This window comes from Alistipes sp. ZOR0009, from assembly GCF_000798815.1.
Taxonomy (GTDB): Bacteria; Bacteroidota; Bacteroidia; order Bacteroidales; family ZOR0009; genus Acetobacteroides.
Window position 1 is genome coordinate 1 of sequence record NZ_JTLD01000028.1, and the last position, 19,830, is coordinate 19,830.

18 protein-coding genes are annotated in these 19,830 nt (G+C 48.0%); 8 read left to right on the plus strand and 10 right to left on the minus strand.

All coding sequences use genetic code 11. The features are described 5' to 3' along the window. Window positions 1-95 precede the first annotated feature (95 nt). A complete protein-coding gene (locus L990_RS08780) occupies window positions 96-1,295 on the minus strand; it encodes a DNA recombination protein RmuC (RefSeq protein WP_047447778.1) in 1,200 nt (399 codons plus the stop codon). Window positions 1,296-1,363: 68 nt separating this feature from the next. Between L990_RS08780 and L990_RS20375 the strand changes: the two genes are divergently transcribed. The 4 genes from L990_RS20375 to L990_RS08795 all read left to right on the plus strand — a co-directional run bounded on the left by L990_RS20375 (window position 1,364) and on the right by L990_RS08795 (window position 3,989). Next, window positions 1,364-1,567, plus strand: coding sequence for a hypothetical protein (locus L990_RS20375; RefSeq protein ID WP_156121461.1), 204 nt, complete (start codon window positions 1,364-1,366; stop codon window positions 1,565-1,567). A 34-nt stretch (window positions 1,568-1,601) separates the two neighbouring features. After that, on the plus strand, window positions 1,602-1,994 hold the full coding sequence (locus L990_RS08785; RefSeq protein ID WP_156121463.1) for a hypothetical protein: 393 nt from the start codon (window positions 1,602-1,604) through the stop codon (window positions 1,992-1,994). Between the two features lie 143 nt (window positions 1,995-2,137). Continuing rightward, entirely contained in the window at window positions 2,138-2,686 is a 549-nt protein-coding gene (locus L990_RS08790; RefSeq protein WP_052180869.1) for an RNA polymerase sigma factor, read from the plus strand. Then, on the plus strand, window positions 2,673-3,989 hold the full coding sequence (locus L990_RS08795) for a hypothetical protein (protein ID WP_047447785.1): 1,317 nt from the start codon (window positions 2,673-2,675) through the stop codon (window positions 3,987-3,989). The genes L990_RS08790 and L990_RS08795 overlap by 14 nt, the downstream gene beginning before the upstream one ends. Window positions 3,990-4,019: 30 nt before the next feature. On the opposite strand, the gene L990_RS08800 is transcribed toward L990_RS08795, so the two are convergent. Beyond that, window positions 4,020-4,709: a hypothetical protein gene (locus tag L990_RS08800; protein WP_047447786.1), complete on the minus strand. Its 690-nt coding sequence runs from the start codon at window positions 4,707-4,709 to the stop codon at window positions 4,020-4,022. 219 nt (window positions 4,710-4,928) lie between these two features. Here L990_RS08800 and L990_RS08805 point away from each other — a divergent pair, with 219 nt between their 5' ends. Together L990_RS08805 and L990_RS08810 are read left to right on the plus strand one after the other, a co-directional pair. After that, window positions 4,929-6,104: an acyltransferase family protein gene (locus L990_RS08805; RefSeq protein WP_081981655.1), complete on the plus strand. Its 1,176-nt coding sequence runs from the start codon at window positions 4,929-4,931 to the stop codon at window positions 6,102-6,104. Window positions 6,105-6,186: 82 nt separating this feature from the next. After that, a complete protein-coding gene (locus L990_RS08810) occupies window positions 6,187-8,235 on the plus strand; it encodes a hypothetical protein (protein ID WP_156121465.1) in 2,049 nt (682 codons plus the stop codon). Between the two features lie 118 nt (window positions 8,236-8,353). Here the strand turns inward: L990_RS08810 and L990_RS08815 are convergent, their stop codons facing one another. Beyond that, complete coding sequence (locus tag L990_RS08815; protein WP_047447790.1) at window positions 8,354-8,797, minus strand: acyl-CoA thioesterase; 444 nt, start codon at window positions 8,795-8,797, stop codon at window positions 8,354-8,356. Between the two features lie 265 nt (window positions 8,798-9,062). Here L990_RS08815 and L990_RS08820 point away from each other — a divergent pair, with 265 nt between their 5' ends. Then, a complete protein-coding gene (locus L990_RS08820; RefSeq protein WP_047447792.1) occupies window positions 9,063-9,800 on the plus strand; it encodes a DUF6261 family protein in 738 nt (245 codons plus the stop codon). Window positions 9,801-9,884: 84 nt separating this feature from the next. Here L990_RS08820 and L990_RS08825 read toward each other — a convergent pair whose 3' ends face one another. The 5 genes from L990_RS08825 to L990_RS08845 all read right to left on the minus strand — a co-directional run bounded on the left by L990_RS08825 (window position 9,885) and on the right by L990_RS08845 (window position 13,891). Beyond that, window positions 9,885-10,685 (minus strand): NYN domain-containing protein, encoded by an 801-nt coding sequence (locus L990_RS08825; protein ID WP_052180870.1) that lies wholly within the window; start codon window positions 10,683-10,685, stop codon window positions 9,885-9,887. A 134-nt stretch (window positions 10,686-10,819) separates the two neighbouring features. After that, window positions 10,820-11,812: a fatty acid desaturase gene (locus L990_RS08830; RefSeq protein ID WP_047447837.1), complete on the minus strand. Its 993-nt coding sequence runs from the start codon at window positions 11,810-11,812 to the stop codon at window positions 10,820-10,822. 713 nt (window positions 11,813-12,525) lie between these two features. Further along, complete coding sequence (locus tag L990_RS08835) at window positions 12,526-12,726, minus strand: hypothetical protein (protein WP_047447793.1); 201 nt, start codon at window positions 12,724-12,726, stop codon at window positions 12,526-12,528. 10 nt (window positions 12,727-12,736) lie between these two features. Beyond that, a complete protein-coding gene (locus L990_RS08840; protein ID WP_047447796.1) occupies window positions 12,737-13,171 on the minus strand; it encodes a hypothetical protein in 435 nt (144 codons plus the stop codon). A gap of 171 nt (window positions 13,172-13,342) precedes the next feature. Further along, window positions 13,343-13,891 (minus strand): hypothetical protein, encoded by a 549-nt coding sequence (locus L990_RS08845; protein ID WP_047447798.1) that lies wholly within the window; start codon window positions 13,889-13,891, stop codon window positions 13,343-13,345. A 140-nt stretch (window positions 13,892-14,031) separates the two neighbouring features. On the opposite strand from L990_RS08845, the gene L990_RS08850 reads away from it, so the two are divergent. Next, window positions 14,032-14,238, plus strand: coding sequence for a hypothetical protein (locus L990_RS08850; protein WP_047447800.1), 207 nt, complete (start codon window positions 14,032-14,034; stop codon window positions 14,236-14,238). Window positions 14,239-15,275: 1,037 nt separating this feature from the next. On the opposite strand, the gene L990_RS08855 is transcribed toward L990_RS08850, so the two are convergent. Both L990_RS08855 and L990_RS08860 read right to left on the minus strand, forming a co-directional pair. Further along, window positions 15,276-16,673, minus strand: coding sequence for an efflux transporter outer membrane subunit (locus tag L990_RS08855; protein ID WP_047447802.1), 1,398 nt, complete (start codon window positions 16,671-16,673; stop codon window positions 15,276-15,278). 24 nt (window positions 16,674-16,697) lie between these two features. Further along, window positions 16,698-19,820, minus strand: coding sequence for an efflux RND transporter permease subunit (locus L990_RS08860; RefSeq protein ID WP_047447804.1), 3,123 nt, complete (start codon window positions 19,818-19,820; stop codon window positions 16,698-16,700). Between the last annotated feature and the right edge of the window lie 10 nt (window positions 19,821-19,830).

Below are 19,830 nucleotides of genomic sequence, written 5' to 3' on the forward strand. Positions count from 1 at the left end.
GGCAAACGAGCTCGGTTGGAACACTTCGCAGCTGCGGAGAGCGGCAAACGATGTCGGTTGGGTAACTCCGCATATGCGGAGAGCGGCTAGGGCGGCTACTCGAGCAGCTGGTTGGCCTCGTCGTCGCCTATCTGCTCTATCCCCTTTAGCTTTTGCTGTATGACACGGGTGCGCACGCCCACCAGCGAGTCGAGGTCGTTGGTGGCCTGGTTTAGGCGGTTCTTGGTCTTTTCGAGCACGTCGCCAAACTTGGTGAACTCGGTTTTTACCGCCGCCAGCAGCTTCCACACCTCGTTGGAGCGGCGCTCGATGGCCAGCGTTTTAAAGCCGAGCTGGAAGCTGTTTAGCAGCGCCGATATGGTGGTGGGGCCGGTAACGATGATGCGGTGGTTGCGGTACACCTCCTCCACCAGGCTGCTGTTGCGCACCACCTCGGCAAAGAGCCCCTCTACGGGCAGGAACATGATGGCAAAGTCGGCCGTTTGGGGCGGGTAGATGTACTTCTCGGCGATGGTTTTGGCGTTTTGGCGGATGCTGGCGGCCAGCAGGCGGGTGGCCTCCTGGATGTCGGCGGCGCCGCCCGACTCGTAGGCGTCGAGCAGGTGGTGGTACACGTCCATCGGGAACTTCGAGTCTACGGGTAGCCACAGCGTTTGGTCGTCGGCCTTGCCGGGGAGCTTAATGGCAAACTCCACCACCTCGCGGCTGCCCTCCTTTACGGCCACGTTTTGGGCAAACTGGCTGGGGGTGAGGATCTGGTTCAGGATAACGCTGAGCTGGATCTCGCCGAATATGCCGCGCGTTTTTACGTTGGTAAGCACCTTTTTGAGGTCGCCCACGCCGTTGGCCAGCTCGTGCATCTCGCCAAGGCCCTTGTGCACCATCTCCAGGCGCTCGCTTACGAGCTTAAACGACTGCCCCAGGCGCTCCTCGAGGGTGCGGTTCAGCTTCTCGTCTACGGTTTCGCGCATGCGCTCGAGCATGGCGTTGTTGTCCAGGCGCATCTTCTCCATGCGCTCCTCGTTATTTTTGCCGATGTACTGCAGCTGCTGGTTGATGGCCACCGTCAGGGCGCTAAACGACTGGGTTTGCTCCTGGCGCCCCTGGCTCGATAGGCGGTTCAGCTCCTCGCGGTTGCGGCGAAACTCCTCGCGCAGGGCCTCCTCCATTTGGCGCAGGTCGCTTTTGATGGCCGCCTCGAAGGGCTGGCGGTTTTTTAGGCGCAGGTAGATGGCCGCCGTAATGGCGATGGCAACGAGGTTGCCTACAATCGAAACGGTAAGTGCTGCTTCCATGTTTTGGTGGCTTGTTGGTAGCGGGTTGCTGGTTTTACTTGCGATGTTGTAGCAAGATTAGTGAAAAAATGGCGAATTCGTGCAGCGTTTCGTCCTATTTGATCGTATGGATAGCCGAACGGGTAGCCATACGGTTTGGGGAGCGGCGCTGCTGCTCCCCGCACGGGCTACCCTTCCGTAATAAGAAGTACTATGCAGCAGATGCTAAGGTTGATTTTAGGGATGGCCTGCGCGGCGACGCTGGCCTGCGCATGCGCCAAGGAGCGGCCTAGGCCTCCAAAGCCCCATGGCGATACCCTACTTGAGGTGTCTCGGGTAGACGACTGCCTGGCCTGCACCGACGAGCCCAGCGGGGCGTTCATCATCACCAAGGCGGTGGTGCGCAGCGGCCAGCTGAAGCTTCGGCTACGCTACCTGCCCTACGATGGGCCCGAGGCCTTCCACCTTTACTGTAATAAAGGGTATGGGCATCGCGGCGATACCATCTTTGCCAACGTGGCCCTATACCGCCACCAGCAGGGTGGCTACTCCACCACCTGCGTTGCCGACTCGGTGGCGGTGCCGCTTTCCGAGGTGGTGGTGCCTGCTGACGAGCCTGCCGCATCGGTGGTGGTGCTGTCGGTGGCCAACCGCAGCAACCCCGGGCAACGGGTGCGGCTGGTAGTAAAAGGGGGGGAGGCAACATGGCGTGGCCGCTAGCTGCATCGGCATACAGGATTTACCCCCACTCACGCTTCTGGCATACGGCAGCTTGGTGCTCCGTAGGCCAGAAGCTATATTTGCATCCGTTTTTAAAGTATATAGTAATAGGTATTATTTACCAAATAGCGAAAAATTAGGGGGTGGACGAGGCTACTGAACGTATTATAATGGGATGCCAAAAGGGGGATGCCAAAAGTCAGGAACGGCTTTACATGGCGTACTATAGGTACGCTATGTCTATTGCGCTGCGGTTCTCGGCAAGTATGGAGGATGCGCGCGAAATTGTAAACGATTCTTTTGTAAAGGTTTTTAAAAAGATTCAGCTGTTTGATAAAGGGAAGGAGTTTAGGCCCTGGCTGCGCCGGATAGTGGTCAACTCCTCCATAGATAGGTATCGCGCCGACTTAAAGGAGTGCGGCGATGCGTGCAGCCTCGATCTGGCCGCCAGCTATACCGACAACCTCAGCTGTCTCGACGATTTGAATGCTCAGGATATTATATCGCTCATAAATAGGCTTCCGGAGAACTACCGCATACCGTTTGTGCTGTACGAGCTCGAGGGCTACTCGCACGCCGAGATTGCGGTATCGCTAAATATAAAGGAGTCTACCTCCCGGTCTAACCTAACACGTGCCAAGCAGCAGCTGCAGCAGCTGCTCCAAAACCAGTATTCCTATGAAAGACATTAATCCGATGAACCAAAAGTGGAAGGAGACGCTTGAGGAGTGGACTCCCGACGTGGAGATTGAGGGGTGGGACGATGTGTCGGCTCAAATTCCCCGCGGGCGGATGGTGGCTCTTAAGGGAGTGGTGCAGCGGGCTGCGGTAAGGGTTTGTCAAAGTCTCCAGCGGTTTTGGCTGCTGGGCTTGGGCGGGCTGGTAGCTGTTGGCGTGCTGGTATATGTTGGCCACAACGATTCGCCAGCCAGCATTTCGAAGTCGGGTGTTTCGGGCTGCCATAGCGCTGCCGCTTTGCCTGCGGATTCGGCTTTGGCACAGTCAACCTTAGAGGATGGTGCTGCCACTAAGGCTGCATTGGCTACGGGCAATCCTGCCGCAACAAAGGTTGAGGATTCCGAGCATCATATAGCCGTTAACACGGCACCACATCATAAAGCACAGGGAATGGCTGATACCTCTACCAACCGAGCCGTTGCTGCGGTAGAGGCGGGTAGGCCAGCTGTTGCTAGCCGCTACGTAGCGCCGCGTGGAGCAAAAGCACGCGTTGCGGGCAAGCGCTCTGCCTTAGCCGACGGTAGCGCCTCGCAAGAGCAGGAGCAGGGGATAGGCCGTAGCGCTGCTGGCACGGCAGTGGGCGTTACTCAAGCCGCATCAACCCTAACTTCGGATACGAAGGATAGCGTTGCCCTTTTTCCTATAGCTTATCCTAGCGCGGTTAGGCTATACGTTGCCAACCCTTTTACCACCAATACGCTGCTACCAGCCTACGCCAAGGGCTTTCTGTTTTGGTGGAAGGTGTCCCGAATGTGGGGCGCCAACCTAAGCCTTCAGCGGTCGGTTGCGGGCAGCGGTGGCTTTACCATCCTATCCGCCGACGTGTTTAAGGAGTATCGGTACATGAACCGCATCGGGCTGCGCTTTGATGCGGGCTTAAGCTTGGCCCATAAGTCGGAGCAGTTTCTCGATACGGTTGGTAGGCCAGATACCTTGGTGTACAATAGAACGGTTGATATCGGCTATATCTTCGCTGGCTTTGATGCCACCACACGCCTATTCGAAAGCTACAAGGGGCGCTTGGATGCCTCGTTGGGTGCGCGAATGCTCTTTTTTGGAAGTGGCAGCGGGAGGAGCCCTCTTTCTGGGTTTGGGGTTAATCCGGTAGGTGCCATTTGCGTTGGCAGCAGGTATAAGTTTAAGCGATTACGCTACTCGCCAACGGTGGGTGTAAAGGCGGAGTACCTGCTAAGGGATGTGTCAGAAATTCGAGGAGGAAGCCTCCTGTTTGGGGCTTCTATAGGGATAGAACTTTAAAAAAAAGGATGCTCAATTGAGCATCCTTTTTTAGTATCTGTAGGCATTTCGAACAATGTCGTCGAGCTTTAAGGTTTTGCGAGAGAAAACGAATTGGCACTTCTGGAAACCGCTGGTTGGCCATCCACCCCACGAAACAAAGTCTCCAGTCGAGTTCTTGTAGTTGTATCGAGCTTGTGTATCGTTATCAAAAGTCCAAATCATGGTGTCCTTTCCGCTAAACTCTACAGCAACATTAACAAACTTGTGATATACGGTTTGCTGCAGAAAGCTTGTGTTTACCCCGAAAATCTTTAGAACATCGATAAGAGATCCGCCACCAGCAATAGCAGTTGCCTGAAGCTTGGCCTCAACGGTAAAGTTGTTTACATTGCCTTCTCCAACAAAAAACTCTGCGGTATTAAACCTTAAGTTGGCATAGTCAAAAAGCTGATCCATCTTAGCCGATGCCTCAACCCATTTCGATCCGCCATACACGATGTAGGTAAACATAGGAGCCATTGTTCCTAGCATTCCGTTATCGTCGGTTAGCTGTATGGCCGTAACAGGGAAGCTGACTTTTTTAGTAATATCTACCCCTTGGGCATCTGTAGCTTGGGTTAGCACCCAAGTCCCTTGCATTTGCTGCTTTGTTGAAGTCTTAAGTAGGTTGTCGAGTTCACAGCTCGAAAAGGTAATTGCAACTACAGCGAGCAGCAATACTCGTTTTAAAATGCTCATCGTTTATTAAAAAATTAATTTGTTGTTTGAGTGGACCGGTTCTTTATTTAAAGGTTGCAAAGATATAATTTTAGCATTAATCTTTTCAATCTGTTAAAAAGAAGAGCCGTTAAGTTCTATTTTGTACTTGATGAGTGCAGTTTTTTTAACCGTGATTAATAGGCTGTGGCCACAGCGTTTGCGGTATACGCTTCGTATGGGGTGGTAAAACATCATTGAATGAAGCGAACAAAAGGATTTGACGGGCTCCGATGCTTGTCTATTATGCTTGTTATTTTGGGGCATGCTCAAATAATCCAGCCGGGCGAAAGCGGATCGTTGCGAGATAACATCTCGTACTACTACTCGGGCGGAGCGGGGGTAACCATTTTTTTTGCGTTAAGCGGTTTCTTAATCACCTCGTTGCTGCTCAGGGAGCGCTCTACCACTGGGAGCATCAACCTAAAGTACTTTTTTATTCGCCGTTTCTTGCGCTTGCTTCCTCCATTAATTCCCTTTTACATCGGGATCGTCGTTTTCATGTCGCTTGGATATATTAGGGAGAGCTACTTAGGCTTGGCTGCTTCCGTTTTTTATGTATATAACTTTATTCCCAAAGCGAAGCTGTTTTACTCGGCCGAGTTGGCACACACCTGGTCGCTTGCCGTAGAGGAGCAGTTCTACTTAACGTGGCCAATTCTACTTCGCTTTTTTAGCAATGCGAAGGTTTACCTTTTTGCGGGTGTGGTGATGCTGCTCTCCATGCTGTCTTTCTTCTTCCTGAAGCTTATTCCGATATCTGCTGGCGGTACTAGCTACCTGCTCGGTGAGGTGTTCTTTACCAGTAGGTGGATTATCCCTGCCATTTCTCCGATTCTACTAGGATGCTTGGCGGCATTTGTATTGCACTACCAATCGGCTTCGGTGTCGGCTTTTTTTACCGCTTCGAGGTCGGCACTTTTGGTTGTCGGATTGCTACTTCTTCCGCTTCTATTTTTAGGAGAGGCTTCCGTTTTGCTTCCGTTGGTATTTTCTATTGGCGTGTGCGCAGCCATTCTTTGGATATCGGTTAACCAGCGTAGTATTTTGGTGCGCTTGCTCGAGTGGGGACCTATTCGGTATGTTGGTTTAATATCGTACGGATTGTATGTGTGGCAGGGCTTCTTCGTTCGCAGCGGACAAGGATTCCTACCCAAAATTTGGCTGCACGATATGCCTTTTAATATTCCTCTTGCGTTTCTTGCCGCTATAGTGTCGTACGAACTGCTGGAGAAACGGGTGATGGCCTATAAGGAAAAGTTCCGGGTTAGTGAGGTTGTTGAGAATGCTGCTGTATGTTTACAAAAGGATGGTGGATTATCCGAAGGTATGCTCCCCGAAGTTCCAAAATCGGCCTCTGTATTAGAAAAGGTGTAGGGACGTTGTTTTTTCATTTTGAGGGGGAATGACGTTATGCTTTTTTCTCTACATTTACACCATCTTGAAAAACTTTTAACCTATGAGGCTTTTGATTTCAACCGTTCTTTCGCTGCTTATAGTTGCAGGATTGAGCACTAAAACTAATGCACAGGAGATGAGTCCAATTCCCTTATCATCAATTCAAAAATTGACTTCGACTCTTGAAGGTAAGTATGGAGATAAGGAGTCGTTTCGTGTTAAGCGCGGGGTAGAGCAGGCGGCAACGCTATGGCGTAGCACCGATGGCTCTGTTGCCGATTTTGAAGAGTTTGTAACTTCGAACTTTATAGCCGATCCTACTAAGCTGGATGAGCTTTTTACCAAGCTTTCTCGTGGCTTTGAGATAATGGGTGGCTACAACCTTCGAATGGCTATGGAGCTAAAGAAACCGTTGGACTTAGATTGGGGACCAATATCTCCTGTCGATGAAATTCTGGGTTCCTTTAATCCAAGCGCGCACATGGCCGACGATTTGTACGCCAATAAGCTGGCATTCCTAGTTGCGCTAAACTTTCCGACCTACTCTCTTGCCGAAAAAACGGCGCTAGGTCCAAAGTGGAATCGTAAGGAGTGGGCTTACGCTCGTATGGGCGATATGTTTACCTCTCGTGTTCCTGCAGAGCTAAAGCAGCGGGCAACCAAGGTGTCGGTAGATGCAGAAAAGTATATCTCGGACTACAACATCTTTATGGGTAACCTTGTAAACGATAAGGGGCAAACTATTTTCCCTGCCGATATGAAGCTTATTACCCACTGGGGGCTGCGCGATGAGCTGAAATCGAACTACTCGGATAAGAAAACGGGGCTAGAGAAGCAGCAGATGGTTTATGCCGTAATGAAGCGCATTATCGACCAGTCGATACCCAACGATGTGGTTAACTCTGGCAAGTATAAGTGGAATCCTAAAACAAACGTTGTTACCGAAAATGGGAAGCCTGTAAATGCGGCGTCGGAGCCAGATAAGCGTTACCAAGTTTTACTCGACAACTTTAAGGTGACTAAGGAGTTTGACCAGTACTACCCTGGAAAGCCAACCTTCCTTCAAAGCAACTTTGAGTACAGCATGGAAATTCCTCAAGCCGATGTAGAGCGTCTTTTCCGTCAGTACGTATCCTCTCCCGAAATTCGTAAGGTTGGTAAGCTTATAGCCCAACGTCTTGGTCGTAAGCTACAGCCTTTTGATATTTGGTACGATGGCTTCAAATCGCGTAGCAGCATCAATCAGGACGAGCTGTCGGCTAAAACAAAGGCAAAGTATCCTACTGCCGATGCGTTTGCGCAGGATATGCCTCGTATTCTAGCCGATCTAGGCTTCTCTGCAGAGCAGCAAAAATTTATCCCTGCCCATATTAAGGTAGAGGCATCTCGTGGTGCTGGACATGCGGCTGGTACTGGTATGAAGGGCGACTTTAGCTTGCTTCGTACCCGTGTTGGAAAGGATGGTATGGATTACAAAGGATACAATATCGCTACCCATGAGTTTGGCCACAACGTAGAGCAAACCATTACTATGGAGCTGGTTGACTACTATATGCTAAATGGAGTTCCTAATACCTCCTTCACAGAGGCGTTGGCGTTCCTTTTCCAAAAGCGCGACTTGGAGCTGCTAGGTATTCAGGAAAACAATCCGCTTAAGCGCGACCTAAACGTGCTGGATAACGCCTGGTCGGCTTACGAAATTATGGGCGTTTCGCTGGTAGATATGGAGGTTTGGAAGTGGATGTACGCGCATCCAGAGGCTACCGCTGCAGAGCTGAAGAATGCGGTGATTACCATCTCTAAGGATATCTGGAATCAGTATTACGCCGATGTATTTGGCAGCAAGGACGAGCCAATACTTGCCATCTATAGCCATATGATCGAGATTCCCCTTTACCTAAGCGCTTACCCTATCGGGCAGCTTATCCAATTTCAGGTAGAGGAACAGGTAGAAGGCAAGAACTTTGCTACAGAGGTTAATAGAATGTTTACCCAAGGTCGCATTATTCCTCAGCTGTGGATGAAGGGCGCCGTTGGTAACGAAATCTCTACTCAGGCGCTGCTAACAGCCGCAAGTAAGGCTGTTGACGAGGTTGCCAAAAAGAAGTAGCATTCCCATTTGCTTACAACCCGCCTAGTTGGCTTCCAACGCTTGGCTTTACGGGTTGCCTTAAGCCCAAAAGATAAAAAAGCCCGAAGCAACGCTTCGGGCTTTTTGTTGGATATTGTTAACCTTTTACTTTAAGCGCTTTGGCTTGCTCGTAGAGCGCAATGTCAGCCTCCGTTTTGGGGGTGATCTCTATGTTGTGGGCGCTGGGCACGGTGTGCTCGTTAACGTGAATAAAGGTGATAAACCCATCAACAAAAGGCTTTTCTACACCCGATTGTGTTACCTGAATGTTGGCCACTAAGCTGCTCTTTCCGGCATACACAATCTTCGACTCGAACTTGATGATTTGTCCCGGACGTACGGGCTTGGTAAAAAACATTCCGTGAATTTTTAGGCAAACAACTCCCGTTGGATTTACGAGAGACGCTGCAGCGATAAAGCCCGATTCAACGAACCATTCTGCAGTACGTCCTGCAAAAAGAGTTCCGTGGTGATTTAAATCTTCGCTTTTAACCAATCGGGTTGTGAACACCGATTTTGGTTCAACTTGTATCTTTTCCATTGTTGTGATAGGTAATTTGAAGCCGCAAAGGTACGGCTCTTGCAGCTAAAGGGGGATTAAATGATGTAAAGAAACTGTTACGTTAACATGTTTTGCAGCTTGCTTTGTGTTGAAAAGTATAGCCTATAACGATTATCCATTTGGTAAGGCTACGGAGGCCGTTTTGCCTTTTAGTAATTTTGTAGAAAAAAAACAGTTGTGGAGTGTTTGATTTATAAAAAATGCTAATTTTAGCAAAAGGTTTTCCTCCCAAAACTCGCAAACTATGAACGAAGCAAATTTATTTTCATCTTCTGGTTACCTGCTATCAAATGCTGATTACTACCAGTTTGTAGCCGATCAGGTTAATCGAATAAAGGCTTTTGGCCCTGCAGTTCTTTCCGACTCCAACCTCAGCTACCTGGTTGCTAACGTCCTTTTGAATGCGGAAGAATTTAACAGAATATTGCAGAAGACGGCTGGCTGCCCCTTGTCTGAGGAGATTGGCAAGCTGGAGATAGAGCGCAATGCCAGCATTAACGCCTTAAGAACTGCTGTAGAGTGCGCTCGATTCTCCACCGAAATGGAGAAGGTGAGTGGTGCCACCTGCATCATTATCCTCCTCGATCGGTATGGCGACTTCTCGTCCATCAACTTCGACAAGGAGGGGCTACTTATTAATAAGCTGCTGGCATATTTGTCCAACGCAACCTACAAGCCGCTCGTTGAGCAGCTCAACCTAACGGAGTACGTCGTTTGCCTCTCTAAAAAGCAGAAAAAGCTGATGGGGATCTGCGCAAAAAGCAAGAATGCTTCGGCTCTTAGCGAGTTCTCGCAGGTTAGGGAGTTTCGGATGCGGCTTAACGATAAGTACACGGTGCTGTGCAGCTACCTGCTTGCTATGGCAAAAATGAAAAGCGACGAGCAGTACACCTCCTCGCTACAGGTGGTAAACGGCATACGCAACGAGTATAACGTGCGCATTGCCCGAAATCTGGTGCTACCGAGCTATAGCGCCGATTAGGGATTCTCTTTTACAGCGTTGGCAGTGCTAGAACCTCCATGTCGGTAGCGAGATGGAGGTTTCGGGTATTGGAGGCTATCTCTACTACTTCTTTTCGCCCTTTTCGCCCCGTCCCGATTTGCTTACGGGACGTTTCTTCTTAATTTTTATGTAGATATGCTTAATGTGGGTATGCTCCACCTCGCGCTCGTCTACTTCGAAGTGCTCCGATAGCGATTTTACCAGCGGCGTTAGTTTCGGGAAACCGTAGTTACGGGGGTCGAAATCGGGCTTTTTCTTTATAATCAGCGCGCCAACCTCCGCCAAGAAGGCCCAACCGTTATCTTCGGCAATATCTTCGACTGACGACTTTAGTAGCTTGATGGTGGCTCCATCTATCGCATCTATTTTGGGCGTTTCGGGGGCTGCTTGGGTGGTTACCGTAGCCGCTTTGGCTAGCGATTCGGCCCCAATTATCTCTATGTATATAAACTTATCGCAGGCAACAATAAAGGGATTGGGCGTCTTCTTCTCTCCAATTCCAATGACCAGCATTCCCGATTCGCGAAGGCGTGTTGCTAGGCGCGTAAAGTCGCTATCGCTGCTAACAAGGCAAAAGCCGTCTACCTTTTGGCTATGGAGAATATCCATCGCATCAATAATCATGGCCGAGTCGGTTGCATTTTTCCCCGTGGTGTAGCTGTACTGCTGAATGGGGGTGATGGCATGCTCTAGTAGCGCCGGCTTCCATCCAGCAACGGTTGGCTTTGTCCAATCGCCATAAATTCGTTTGATTGTAGGAATACCAAGCTTGGCTATCTCGTCGAGCATTCCTTTTATGTTGGAGTAGGGGATGTTATCAGCATCTATTAGTACGGCTAGCTTTAAGTCGCTTCTGTCTCTCATTTCCATGATATTTGTTGTAGAGGGGTATTCTGTTGTCGAATACCCCTCTACAAGGTAGCGCTTTTATTGATGCTGCGGTCTGTTTTTCTCCTTTTGTTTTTTACCAGCAGATAATGGTGGCTGTTACTGGTGCCTTAGTAGGCTAGCCTAGCTTTGCGGAACGATATTAGTCGGCGGCTATTCTCGTCGTACAGGTTAAGGAACATCAGCTTAAAGCTTTTGAAGAAGGTTATTGGCCTTATATTCTGCAGCGCCGAAATGTTCTCGTAGCATCTTTTTAGGTTGTAGTTGGGAATTCGGGCATTTAGGTGATGGATATGGTGGTAGCCTATATTTCCCGAGAACCAGCGTAGCACCGCGGGTAGCTTAAAGAACGAGCTCCCTTCGAGCGCTGCGCGTTCGCGATCCCAGCTTTCGTCCTTTTCCCAGTACACATCGCCAAACTGGTGCTGTATGTAAAAGAGCCAAACGCCAATCATTCCGGCAAATGTCATTATCGGAATTTGGATGGCCAGGTAAGTCCCCACCCCAACGGTGTAGGCGCAGGCTACAATGATAGCTGCAATTGCTGCGTTGGTGATAGAGATGCTTATGATATCCTGCTTTCTCATTCTTCGGCTGGGAAATCTATTCTTTACAAAGAATAGCAGAACTGGCGCTATCACAAACAGAAATAGCGGGTTGCGGTAGAGCTTGTAGCCAATTTTTCGGGCTAGGCTGCTTTTTTTATACTCGGCAACGGTCATTGTCCATACATCGCCAGTGCCGCGCTTGGTTAGGTTGCCAACGGTTCCGTGGTGCACGGCGTGCGAGTACTGCCACGAGGAGAAGGCGGTAAATGTCAGTACCCCAAAAATGTGCCCCACAATCTTGTTGCTGGTTCGGCTTTTAAAGAATGACTGATGCGTGCAGTCGTGAAAAATGATGAAGATGCGCATCAGAAATCCGCTGGCAACCAGCGCTAGTACCAGCGTAATGGCATACGGCAGCTCGTAGGCGATTGTTAGGTACATAAGCCAGTTTAGGGCTAGGTAGGGGACAAGCGTAACTATAATTTGGAATACCGACTTTTTGATGTCCGATGCCGCATACTGTTTAAGCATCGCTGTAAATTCTTGCTTAGTCATTGTGATCTTTTCTTTTGTTTTTAAGGAAAGGCCTCGGCTGGTGTCGCAGGGCATTTCTCTGCTGTAATTTACGTAGATAAAACATTTTAGTTGGTTGTGTAAGTGTTATAATATCAGATAACTAGTAAAAGTATGGTGCGATTTTTTTTACGAATAGCGCGCGTTTTTTCTCTTTTGCTGCTTGGGGAATATGGAATACGGCTGTATGAATTACGCTGCTGATGCAGCAAAATGGAGCGAGCCGAATGGTGCTGCTTCACCCGAGGCTTTTGCGTATAGCCGACCTGCTACGCAAAATGCTATGCGTTTCGACTTCTATGGAGGAGTATGCTAGGGCAATGGAAGGCTTAAACCTTAAATCCCTACGGAATTTTTGGTAGAGGATTGATGCCAGCAGCATTAACGGTTTGTAGAGAACTGTTTTGTAGCAGCTACGACCTGATCGTGCTGTACTGTATTCTAAAGCATAGTAAATGTGCCGTATTTCTCCTTGCCTGACGGCTTGGCTTTTTACCTCCCGCATTGCTTTTGGGAAATGTAAACCGTGTGGGGTGGCGAGCCCCGATTGTTTTTTACTTGTGTCTTGAGAGTAAGACAAAGGTTGGCGTGCAGGAGAGGGGATGGTAGAAAACCAGCTACCTGCGACTTGGAGGTAGCCAACGAATCTCTTTTGCGAAAAAAATATGCGGAGAATCGTAATCCCCTTGGAGCCGTTAAGGGGTCGTTGAGCTGTAATCCTCTGGTTTAATCGTTATCGCGAATAGGTAGTGCCCTTTTATATCCCTATAGCTGTAGGTAAATGTTACCCGATTATCTCTAAGAGCCTTCATCTCTGGACTCGTTTTTATGAGGTTTAGCATGTTGGGCTGCATGTCTCCTTTAACGCTAAGGGTGTCCATCGTTTCGCTGATCATTAGGGTGTAGCTATACCTGATCGTTTTTGGGGGGAATTATCAAGGCTCCATCTAGCCGGGTTATCTGGTCGATCATCGTTGGGCAGCTTCTATTTATCTCGGTACAGAAGCCAGCCAGCTCTTTTTCTATCTTTTGGGTGGATTCGGTGAAGTAGTATGAGCCAATTCGGTACCCTACAGTGTACATTACGGCAAATGTAGCAATCGTTAGGGCTAGTATGAGCCATAGGCGAAACTTTCGCTTTGGCTTTAACGCTACCTGTGGGGCTTCCTCTTCTGATATGCATACCAGCCGCTTGTACTCCTCGAATGTCTTTTCGGGGTTCTGGATTTGCCAGCTCGAAAAGCTGCTATCCATCTTCTTCTTGCATTTGAAGCAAAATTCTACGAACTCGTTATTTACCTCGTTTAGGTGTCCGCAGTTCGAGCATACTAGGTAGTGCATAGTCTCTCCATTAATCGTTGCTATTCGATCTCTTTAAGGTACGGTTGCCCTCCGTTTTCTTGTAGGTTGATTAACATAATAAGTCGGAGTGTAGGATAGGATAATATCCCACCATTTAGTTGGGGCTGCCTAGCTTTGCTGCAGCCCCTCGATGTGCCAATATCTTGAGGGCTACTCAACCGTAGAGTTGTATATTGTCCGGTGGTGCTCAATGAGCTCCTCCAGCTCCTTTACCTCCTTCTCCTGCTTGGTTAGCGTCCCCGAGATGGGAAATGATATGAGGCGAATGCGCCCTTTCTCCTTTTCGACCTTTAGGAAGAAGCCGATACCCCAGCTGCTTAGCGACATCTTTGTTCTGAACTTGAGCAGCTGGTGCTGCTGATCCTTATACGAGATGACGTACTTCCGCCTTAGTATCTTGGAGAAGGTTTCCAGATCGATGCTGTTGTTGTTGAGTAGTATGGAGTTGTACTTGTTTTCGAAAAACTTTGGCTCCTCCTCGCCCTCCTTCTCCAGAAAGTTAAGCTTGGGCTTCATTATGTAGGTTGCCCCAAAGTAGGCTCCCAAAAAGGTGAAGGTGGCCGGAAGCAGGGGGATAACTACGAGCTCGTATAGCGAGAGCGCTTTTTCCTCGAAGGTTAGAATAATAAACTTGCCTATAAAAAATATGAACCAAACTACAGTAGCGTTTATTGCTAGCATTTTACTAAGCTGCTTCATAATAGAGATGTTTTTTTGTCAATTTTTATAATACTATTTTGATGTTACTTTTTTTAGCTGGGACAGCTGGTGGGCTTGCCTAATAGGGTAGCGGCAGCTTCCACGTTGGCTATATGGGTAGTGCCGTCATATGCTTGTTGATGGCTGCAGAAAGTGGTTGTTTGGAGTGGAGGTTATGGGCTAGGCCTACTCTACCTATTCGTAGCGTGCTATTTTTAGCGGTTGCCTGCCTTGTGGAGAGGTATGTGGTGTGTATTGGGTGTGAGGATGCTAATGTGCTGGCTATATCTTGCGGCCAGCTGGTAGAGGTGGATGCTAATGGAACCTTAATGAATATCATAGCTTAGATTTTCATTTAATATATAGTAAGTATGATGGAAGTAATTTGTCTACGAAAATATAAAAAAATCGCACATACACGACATTTCGCTCAATATTTATTAATTTAAGCTTCATTTTTTGCAGGGGAAATGTAAATATGCGGCACAAGCTGGTAGGGGGAGCAATCCTCCTTTTTTATGAGCGTCGCCTAGCGCCAAACCTCTAACGGCGCTAGCCTGCTGGGTAGGTTAATGCTGCTGGCTGTTTCCGCTTTCGATAGGTGGTTAGGCGGCTTTCCGCTGCTGGTTGCTGGTGAACTCCTTTGTAGCCTACTATTTCAGGCGCAGCCTTAATAATTTTTGCGCTTCGTTAATATTATACGCGCTACATTAATAATTTTCGTGCTACATTAATAATATAGGAGCCAGATTAATAATGTAGCGGCTACATTAATATTATAGCCGCTATATTAATAATGTACGTGCTATATTAATAATCTAGTGGCTACATTAATAATATACGCGCTAGATTAATAATTTACCGGCTACATTAATAATGTAGTTGCCATATTAATATTATAGCCGCTATATTATTAATGTACGTGCTAAATTATTAGCGTAGGAGCGATATTACTAGCGTAGCGCCCACGCTAATAGCTGCTGCACAATATTGGTAATGTTATGGCTACGCTGGTAGCTGGCGGGTTCTGCTGGTAATATACCATCAATGCTACTACCCATTGGGGAATAGCTACTGAGATATGCGATGTGAGATATGAGATTTGAGATTTGGGATGTGAGATATGCGATGTGAGATATGAGTATTGAGTATTGAGATATGCGACTTTGTTGCTGATGGTTGCAGCTGAAATCTTATTGAAGGTTGTATGAGTGGTTGCCGTTTAATTGAATCTCAAGCCCTATGATAGAAAAGGTGCAGCATTATTATGGCTGCACCTTTATTGGGTATTGCTACTGCTGCTATTTATGCTCTAAGCAATTGCACATAGCGATGGTTGTTGCTACGATAATTAGGCATTGGCAAGGTGGCGGTTGTAGGATATTTACTCGCTACCTCCTAATGCCCGGTATAGCTCGACAAGGGCCGTTAGCTTTTCACTACTTAAGCTTATCAAATCTAGATCGCTTTGTAGCGCGTTGCTTTGCACGGTAATAACCTCCAAATAGTTGGCCATTCCGTTTTTAAATAGCAGCATGGCATCGTTTGTTGCGTTGGCGAGTGTTTCACTCTTGCCTTTGGCTAGGATTGTTCGCTCTTTTATAAAGTCAATTTTTGCTAGAGCATCCGACACTTCGGCAACTGCTGTTAGCACAGCTTGCTTAAACTGCGCATTTGCCTTTTCCTGTTCAAGGACGGCAATATTCAGCGACGATCGTAACGCTTTGCGCTGAAATAGAGGTTGGGTAAGGCTAACTCCGATACTTTTACCTATTGATCCAGGCATATTAAACCAGCTGTTAAATACGCTAGCGTTTGTTCCAATTGAGGAGGTAAGGCTGAAGGATGGGTACATTGCCGCTTTTGCCAGACCCGCGTTAGCGTGGGCATACATAACATTGTATTCGGCTGCTTTAACATCAGGTCGTCGGCTTAGTAGCGATGCCGGTATGCCGGTGCTATAGCAGTCGGTAGCTGCTATTTGTGTTAGCCGTGCAGATCTTCTGATGCTGTCGGGGTAGCTGCCACACAATATGCTTATAGCATTTTCTTGTATGGCCGTATTTTGAAGGGTTGACTGTACGAGCATCTGGGCTGCAATTTTCTGCGATTTTGCCTGATTGATGGCCAAGGAGTTGGTTAATGCCGAGCCGTATTGCAGCTGTAGTATGGCTAAGGTGCTATCGCATAGCGCGACGTTTTTTTGGGCCACCATAAGCTGCTCGTCGAGCGCAATTAGGTTATAGTACCCCAGCGCTACCTGAGCGATTATTCGGGTTTTAAGCGCCAGCACGTTTTCCTTTTGGGCAAAAAAGGCTGCAAATGCACCAGCCTTTTGCAGGCTTGCCTTCCTCCATATATCAACTTCCCACGATAGCCCCAAAGAATTCGAGTAGTCGGTTGTACGTCCTCCGCCAGAGGCAAGGTAGGCAGGGGAGTAGTGAGAATTCCATGTGTTGGATGTGCCTGCTGTAAAATCAACAGAAGGGAGTAGCCCTAATCGACTTTGCTTATAGGCCTGTTCGGACTGTTGCAGGGTAAGAATCGCTACCGAAATATCGTTATTTCGTTGCAGCGATTGTTCTATTAGCGATATAAGAACAGAGTCTTTAAAGAAAGAGCGCCAGGTTAGCCGAGCTGTATCGGCTGCCACTCCGCGATTACCTCTAAATTCGGTTGGCAGGTTTAGCTCTGTGCGGGTATATTTTTTGCTTACGCTACATCCTGTTGCTAGAATGATTAGGCAGGAGTAGGCTGCAAGGGTTTTTAAATTCAGTTTCATGGGCTTACAAATTACGGGAGTTGCTTAACGTTTGGTGGATACCCTTTCGTGGATCCGCTGAAAAACAATATATAGTAGGGGGATTACAAGCACCCCAAGCCCTACACCTGTTATCATTCCCATAGCAGCGCTTATGCTAATGGACTTATTGCTGGCAGCCATATCTCCAGATGCTCTCATGAGCGGAAGCATGCCGACAATAAAGGCAAGAGATGTCATAACAATAGGGCGTAACCTTACACGTGCCGCACTTATTGCGGAATCCAGAATAGATAAGCCCGCTCTGCGACGCTGTACGGCATACTCTATAATCAGAATTGCATTTTTGGCCAAAAGCCCTATCAGCATTATAAGCCCTACTTGTACATAGATATTGTTATCTAGCCCGATTGCTCGAATACCTAAAAATGCGCCAATAAGTCCTGTAGGTATCGATAGTAGTACGGCTAAAGGCAGCAGGTAGCTTTCGTATTGAGCAGCCAGAAGAAAGTACACGAATAGAATACTTAGCAGCAGGATGAGAAAAGTTTGGCTTCCTGCCATTTTTTCTTCTAGGCTTAAGCCAGTCCACTCGTAACCGTATCCCGAAGGAAGCTTCTCGAGCACATTCTTCTCCAGCATATCCATAATTGCACCATTACTAACCCCTGGGTTCGAGGAAACATTAATGGTGATGGCATTAAACAGGTTGTAGCGGTCTACCGATTCGGGCCCATATACCTTACGGAGGGTAACCAGCGACTTAACGGGAACCATAATGTTGCTTTCATTGCGGACAAATATTTGGTTAAAGGCATTTTCGTCGGTGCGCGAGGAGGCATCGGCTTTTATGCTTACCCGGTAAAATTTGCCAAATCGGGTAAAGTTAAGCGACTGATCGCCCGAAAAGTAGGTTTGTATGGTGCCGAGTAATTTGCTGACCTCTACGCCCATTTGGCTGGCCTTGTCTTCGTCAACATCCAGCTGGTATTGAGGGTAGTCGGCACGAAACATGGTGTAGGCCGATTGTACGCCTGGCTGCTGCATAATTTTGGCGATAGTGCTATCCGCTACCGATTTTAGCGACGCTAACCCCTTGCCATACTTATCCTGTAAGACCAATTCTGCACCACTGGTTACCCCATACCCATCAACGGGAGGCATTCGAAAGGCCATGGTTGTACCCTCTTTTACCGTGGCTAGCTTTTCGGAGATAATAGCTAGGATGGCTTCAATATCTTTCACGGTGCCTCTATTTTGTGGCTCTTTCAGCTTGATAAAGCCCATAGCGTACGACGAGCCTGCACCATTGGAGAGCATGCTAAATCCAGTTATGGTAGAGTAGTTATCTATGGCCTCAACATCGGATAGGAGCTTGTCGATTTTTTTAGATGCTTCGCGGGTGCGTTCGAGTCCAGCTCCAGGAGGCATGCTTAGGTTGTACATTATCATGCTGTCGTCTTCCATGGGTACAAAGCTTCTGGGCGTACTTACCAGCAGGAATGAAGCTAGCGCTACGATGCCAATAATAATCCCCGTGCTGAGCCATTTCTTTGTGGTAAGATATTTTACCCCATAAACATACCTATTGGTAAGCCTGTTAAAGCTGGTGTTAAATGCCGTAAAAAATCGCTGTCTGAAGTTAACCGTCGAAGCATTATCCCCTTCGGCATGCTTATTTTTAAGCAGTAGGGCACAGAGAGCGGGAGTAAGGGTTAGCGCGTTAACGGCTGATATCGCTATTGCTATAATCAGGGTATAGGCAAACTGCTTGTAGAATATCCCCGAAGATCCTGTCATAAAGCCAATGGGGATAAACACGGCTGCCATCACAAGGGTGATAGAAATGATTGCTCCAGTAATGTTTTGCATGGCGCTGTGGGTAGCTTCCCTGGCAGATATAGCCGACTTTTCCATCTTGCTATGGACAGCCTCGACCACCACAATGGCATCGTCTACCACAATACCTATGGCTAGCACCAGCGCAAAAAGGGTGAGGGTGTTAATTGTAAAACCAAATATTAGAAGAAAGAAGAAGGTTCCAACTATTGCTACGGGTACTGCAATTGCAGGTATTAGGGTTGATCGGATATCTTTTAGGAATAGAAGAACAACCAGCACTACCAGAATAAATGCTTCGATAAGGGTCGAAATCACCTGTCCAACAGCTTTGTCGAGGCGGTCTTTGGTGCTCATTACGCTGTTACACATTATGCCCGGAGGAAAGGAGCGAGAAGCCTTTTCTACCTCCTGCCGTACGCCTGTCTCTACGTTGTTGGCGTTTGATCCAGATGTTTGTAGTATAGCCACGGTAACTCCATTTTTTCCATTCACCTTTGTGTCGCTGCCATAGCTAATTGAGCCAAACTCCACCCGGGCTACATCTTTAAGGCGTACCAGCTTAGCGCCATTGTGCTTAACAATGATGTTCTCGTACTCTTGGGGCAAACTTTTCTTTCCCTTATAGCGTATTACGTATTCTAGTGCCGACTTCGACTCTTCGCCAAGCTTCCCTGGGGCTGCCTCCAAGCTTTGGCTTGCAATGGCCTGCGTAACTTCGTCGGGCATCAACCCGTAGCTTGCCATTTTTTGAGGATCTAACCATACCCGCATCGAGTAATCCTTTACGCCAAATAGCTGAACTTGTCCCACTCCGGGGATGCGCTTAATGGCTGGCAGCAGGTTTATATTCGCGTAGTTTTGTAGAAAAAGCTCATCATACCTCGAGTTGTCGTCGGTGAATATGTTGAAGATCATTATCATGCTATTCTGCTGCTTGGAGGTGGTAAGTCCCGAGCGAACAACTTCTTGCGGTAGCACGGCGGTAGCTTGTTGTACCCTATTTTGTACGTTTACGGCTGCCAAGTCGGGGTTGGTTCCTTGCTTAAATATGATGGTTATCGAGAATGAGCCGTCGTTACTTGCCGTAGACTTCATGTACTGCATGTTTTCGACTCCATTTATCTCCTCCTCTAGGGGAGTAACTACAGACCGGATAACGGTTTCGCTGTTCCCTCCTGGATAGCTACCAGTTACCACTACGGTGGTAGGCGAAACGTCAGGGAATCGGGTAATGGGTAGACGAACGAGGCCTACAATACCCAGAATTACCAGTATAATGGATATTACGGTTGCCTGTACAGGCCTGTCTATTATCTTTTTTAGCATACCTTTAGTT

Coding starts and splice junctions, on each gene's coding strand:
- L990_RS08825 (WP_052180870.1), bottom strand. CDS start 10,685: ATGAGAGACAGAAGCGACTTAAAGCTAGCCGTACTAATAGATGCTGAT.
- L990_RS08820 (WP_047447792.1), top strand. CDS start 9,063: ATGAACGAAGCAAATTTATTTTCATCTTCTGGTTACCTGCTATCAAAT.
- L990_RS08840 (WP_047447796.1), bottom strand. CDS start 13,171: ATGCACTACCTAGTATGCTCGAACTGCGGACACCTAAACGAGGTAAAT.
- L990_RS08860 (WP_047447804.1), bottom strand. CDS start 19,820: ATGCTAAAAAAGATAATAGACAGGCCTGTACAGGCAACCGTAATATCC.
- L990_RS08805 (WP_081981655.1), top strand. CDS start 4,929: ATGAAGCGAACAAAAGGATTTGACGGGCTCCGATGCTTGTCTATTATG.
- L990_RS08795 (WP_047447785.1), top strand. CDS start 2,673: ATGAAAGACATTAATCCGATGAACCAAAAGTGGAAGGAGACGCTTGAG.
- L990_RS08810 (WP_156121465.1), top strand. CDS start 6,187: ATGAGGCTTTTGATTTCAACCGTTCTTTCGCTGCTTATAGTTGCAGGA.
- L990_RS08835 (WP_047447793.1), bottom strand. CDS start 12,726: ATGATCAGCGAAACGATGGACACCCTTAGCGTTAAAGGAGACATGCAG.
- L990_RS20375 (WP_156121461.1), top strand. CDS start 1,364: ATGGCGAATTCGTGCAGCGTTTCGTCCTATTTGATCGTATGGATAGCC.
- L990_RS08855 (WP_047447802.1), bottom strand. CDS start 16,673: ATGAAACTGAATTTAAAAACCCTTGCAGCCTACTCCTGCCTAATCATT.
- L990_RS08780 (WP_047447778.1), bottom strand. CDS start 1,295: ATGGAAGCAGCACTTACCGTTTCGATTGTAGGCAACCTCGTTGCCATC.
- L990_RS08800 (WP_047447786.1), bottom strand. CDS start 4,709: ATGAGCATTTTAAAACGAGTATTGCTGCTCGCTGTAGTTGCAATTACC.
- L990_RS08845 (WP_047447798.1), bottom strand. CDS start 13,891: ATGAAGCAGCTTAGTAAAATGCTAGCAATAAACGCTACTGTAGTTTGG.
- L990_RS08830 (WP_047447837.1), bottom strand. CDS start 11,812: ATGACTAAGCAAGAATTTACAGCGATGCTTAAACAGTATGCGGCATCG.
- L990_RS08815 (WP_047447790.1), bottom strand. CDS start 8,797: ATGGAAAAGATACAAGTTGAACCAAAATCGGTGTTCACAACCCGATTG.
- L990_RS08850 (WP_047447800.1), top strand. CDS start 14,032: ATGGCTGCAGAAAGTGGTTGTTTGGAGTGGAGGTTATGGGCTAGGCCT.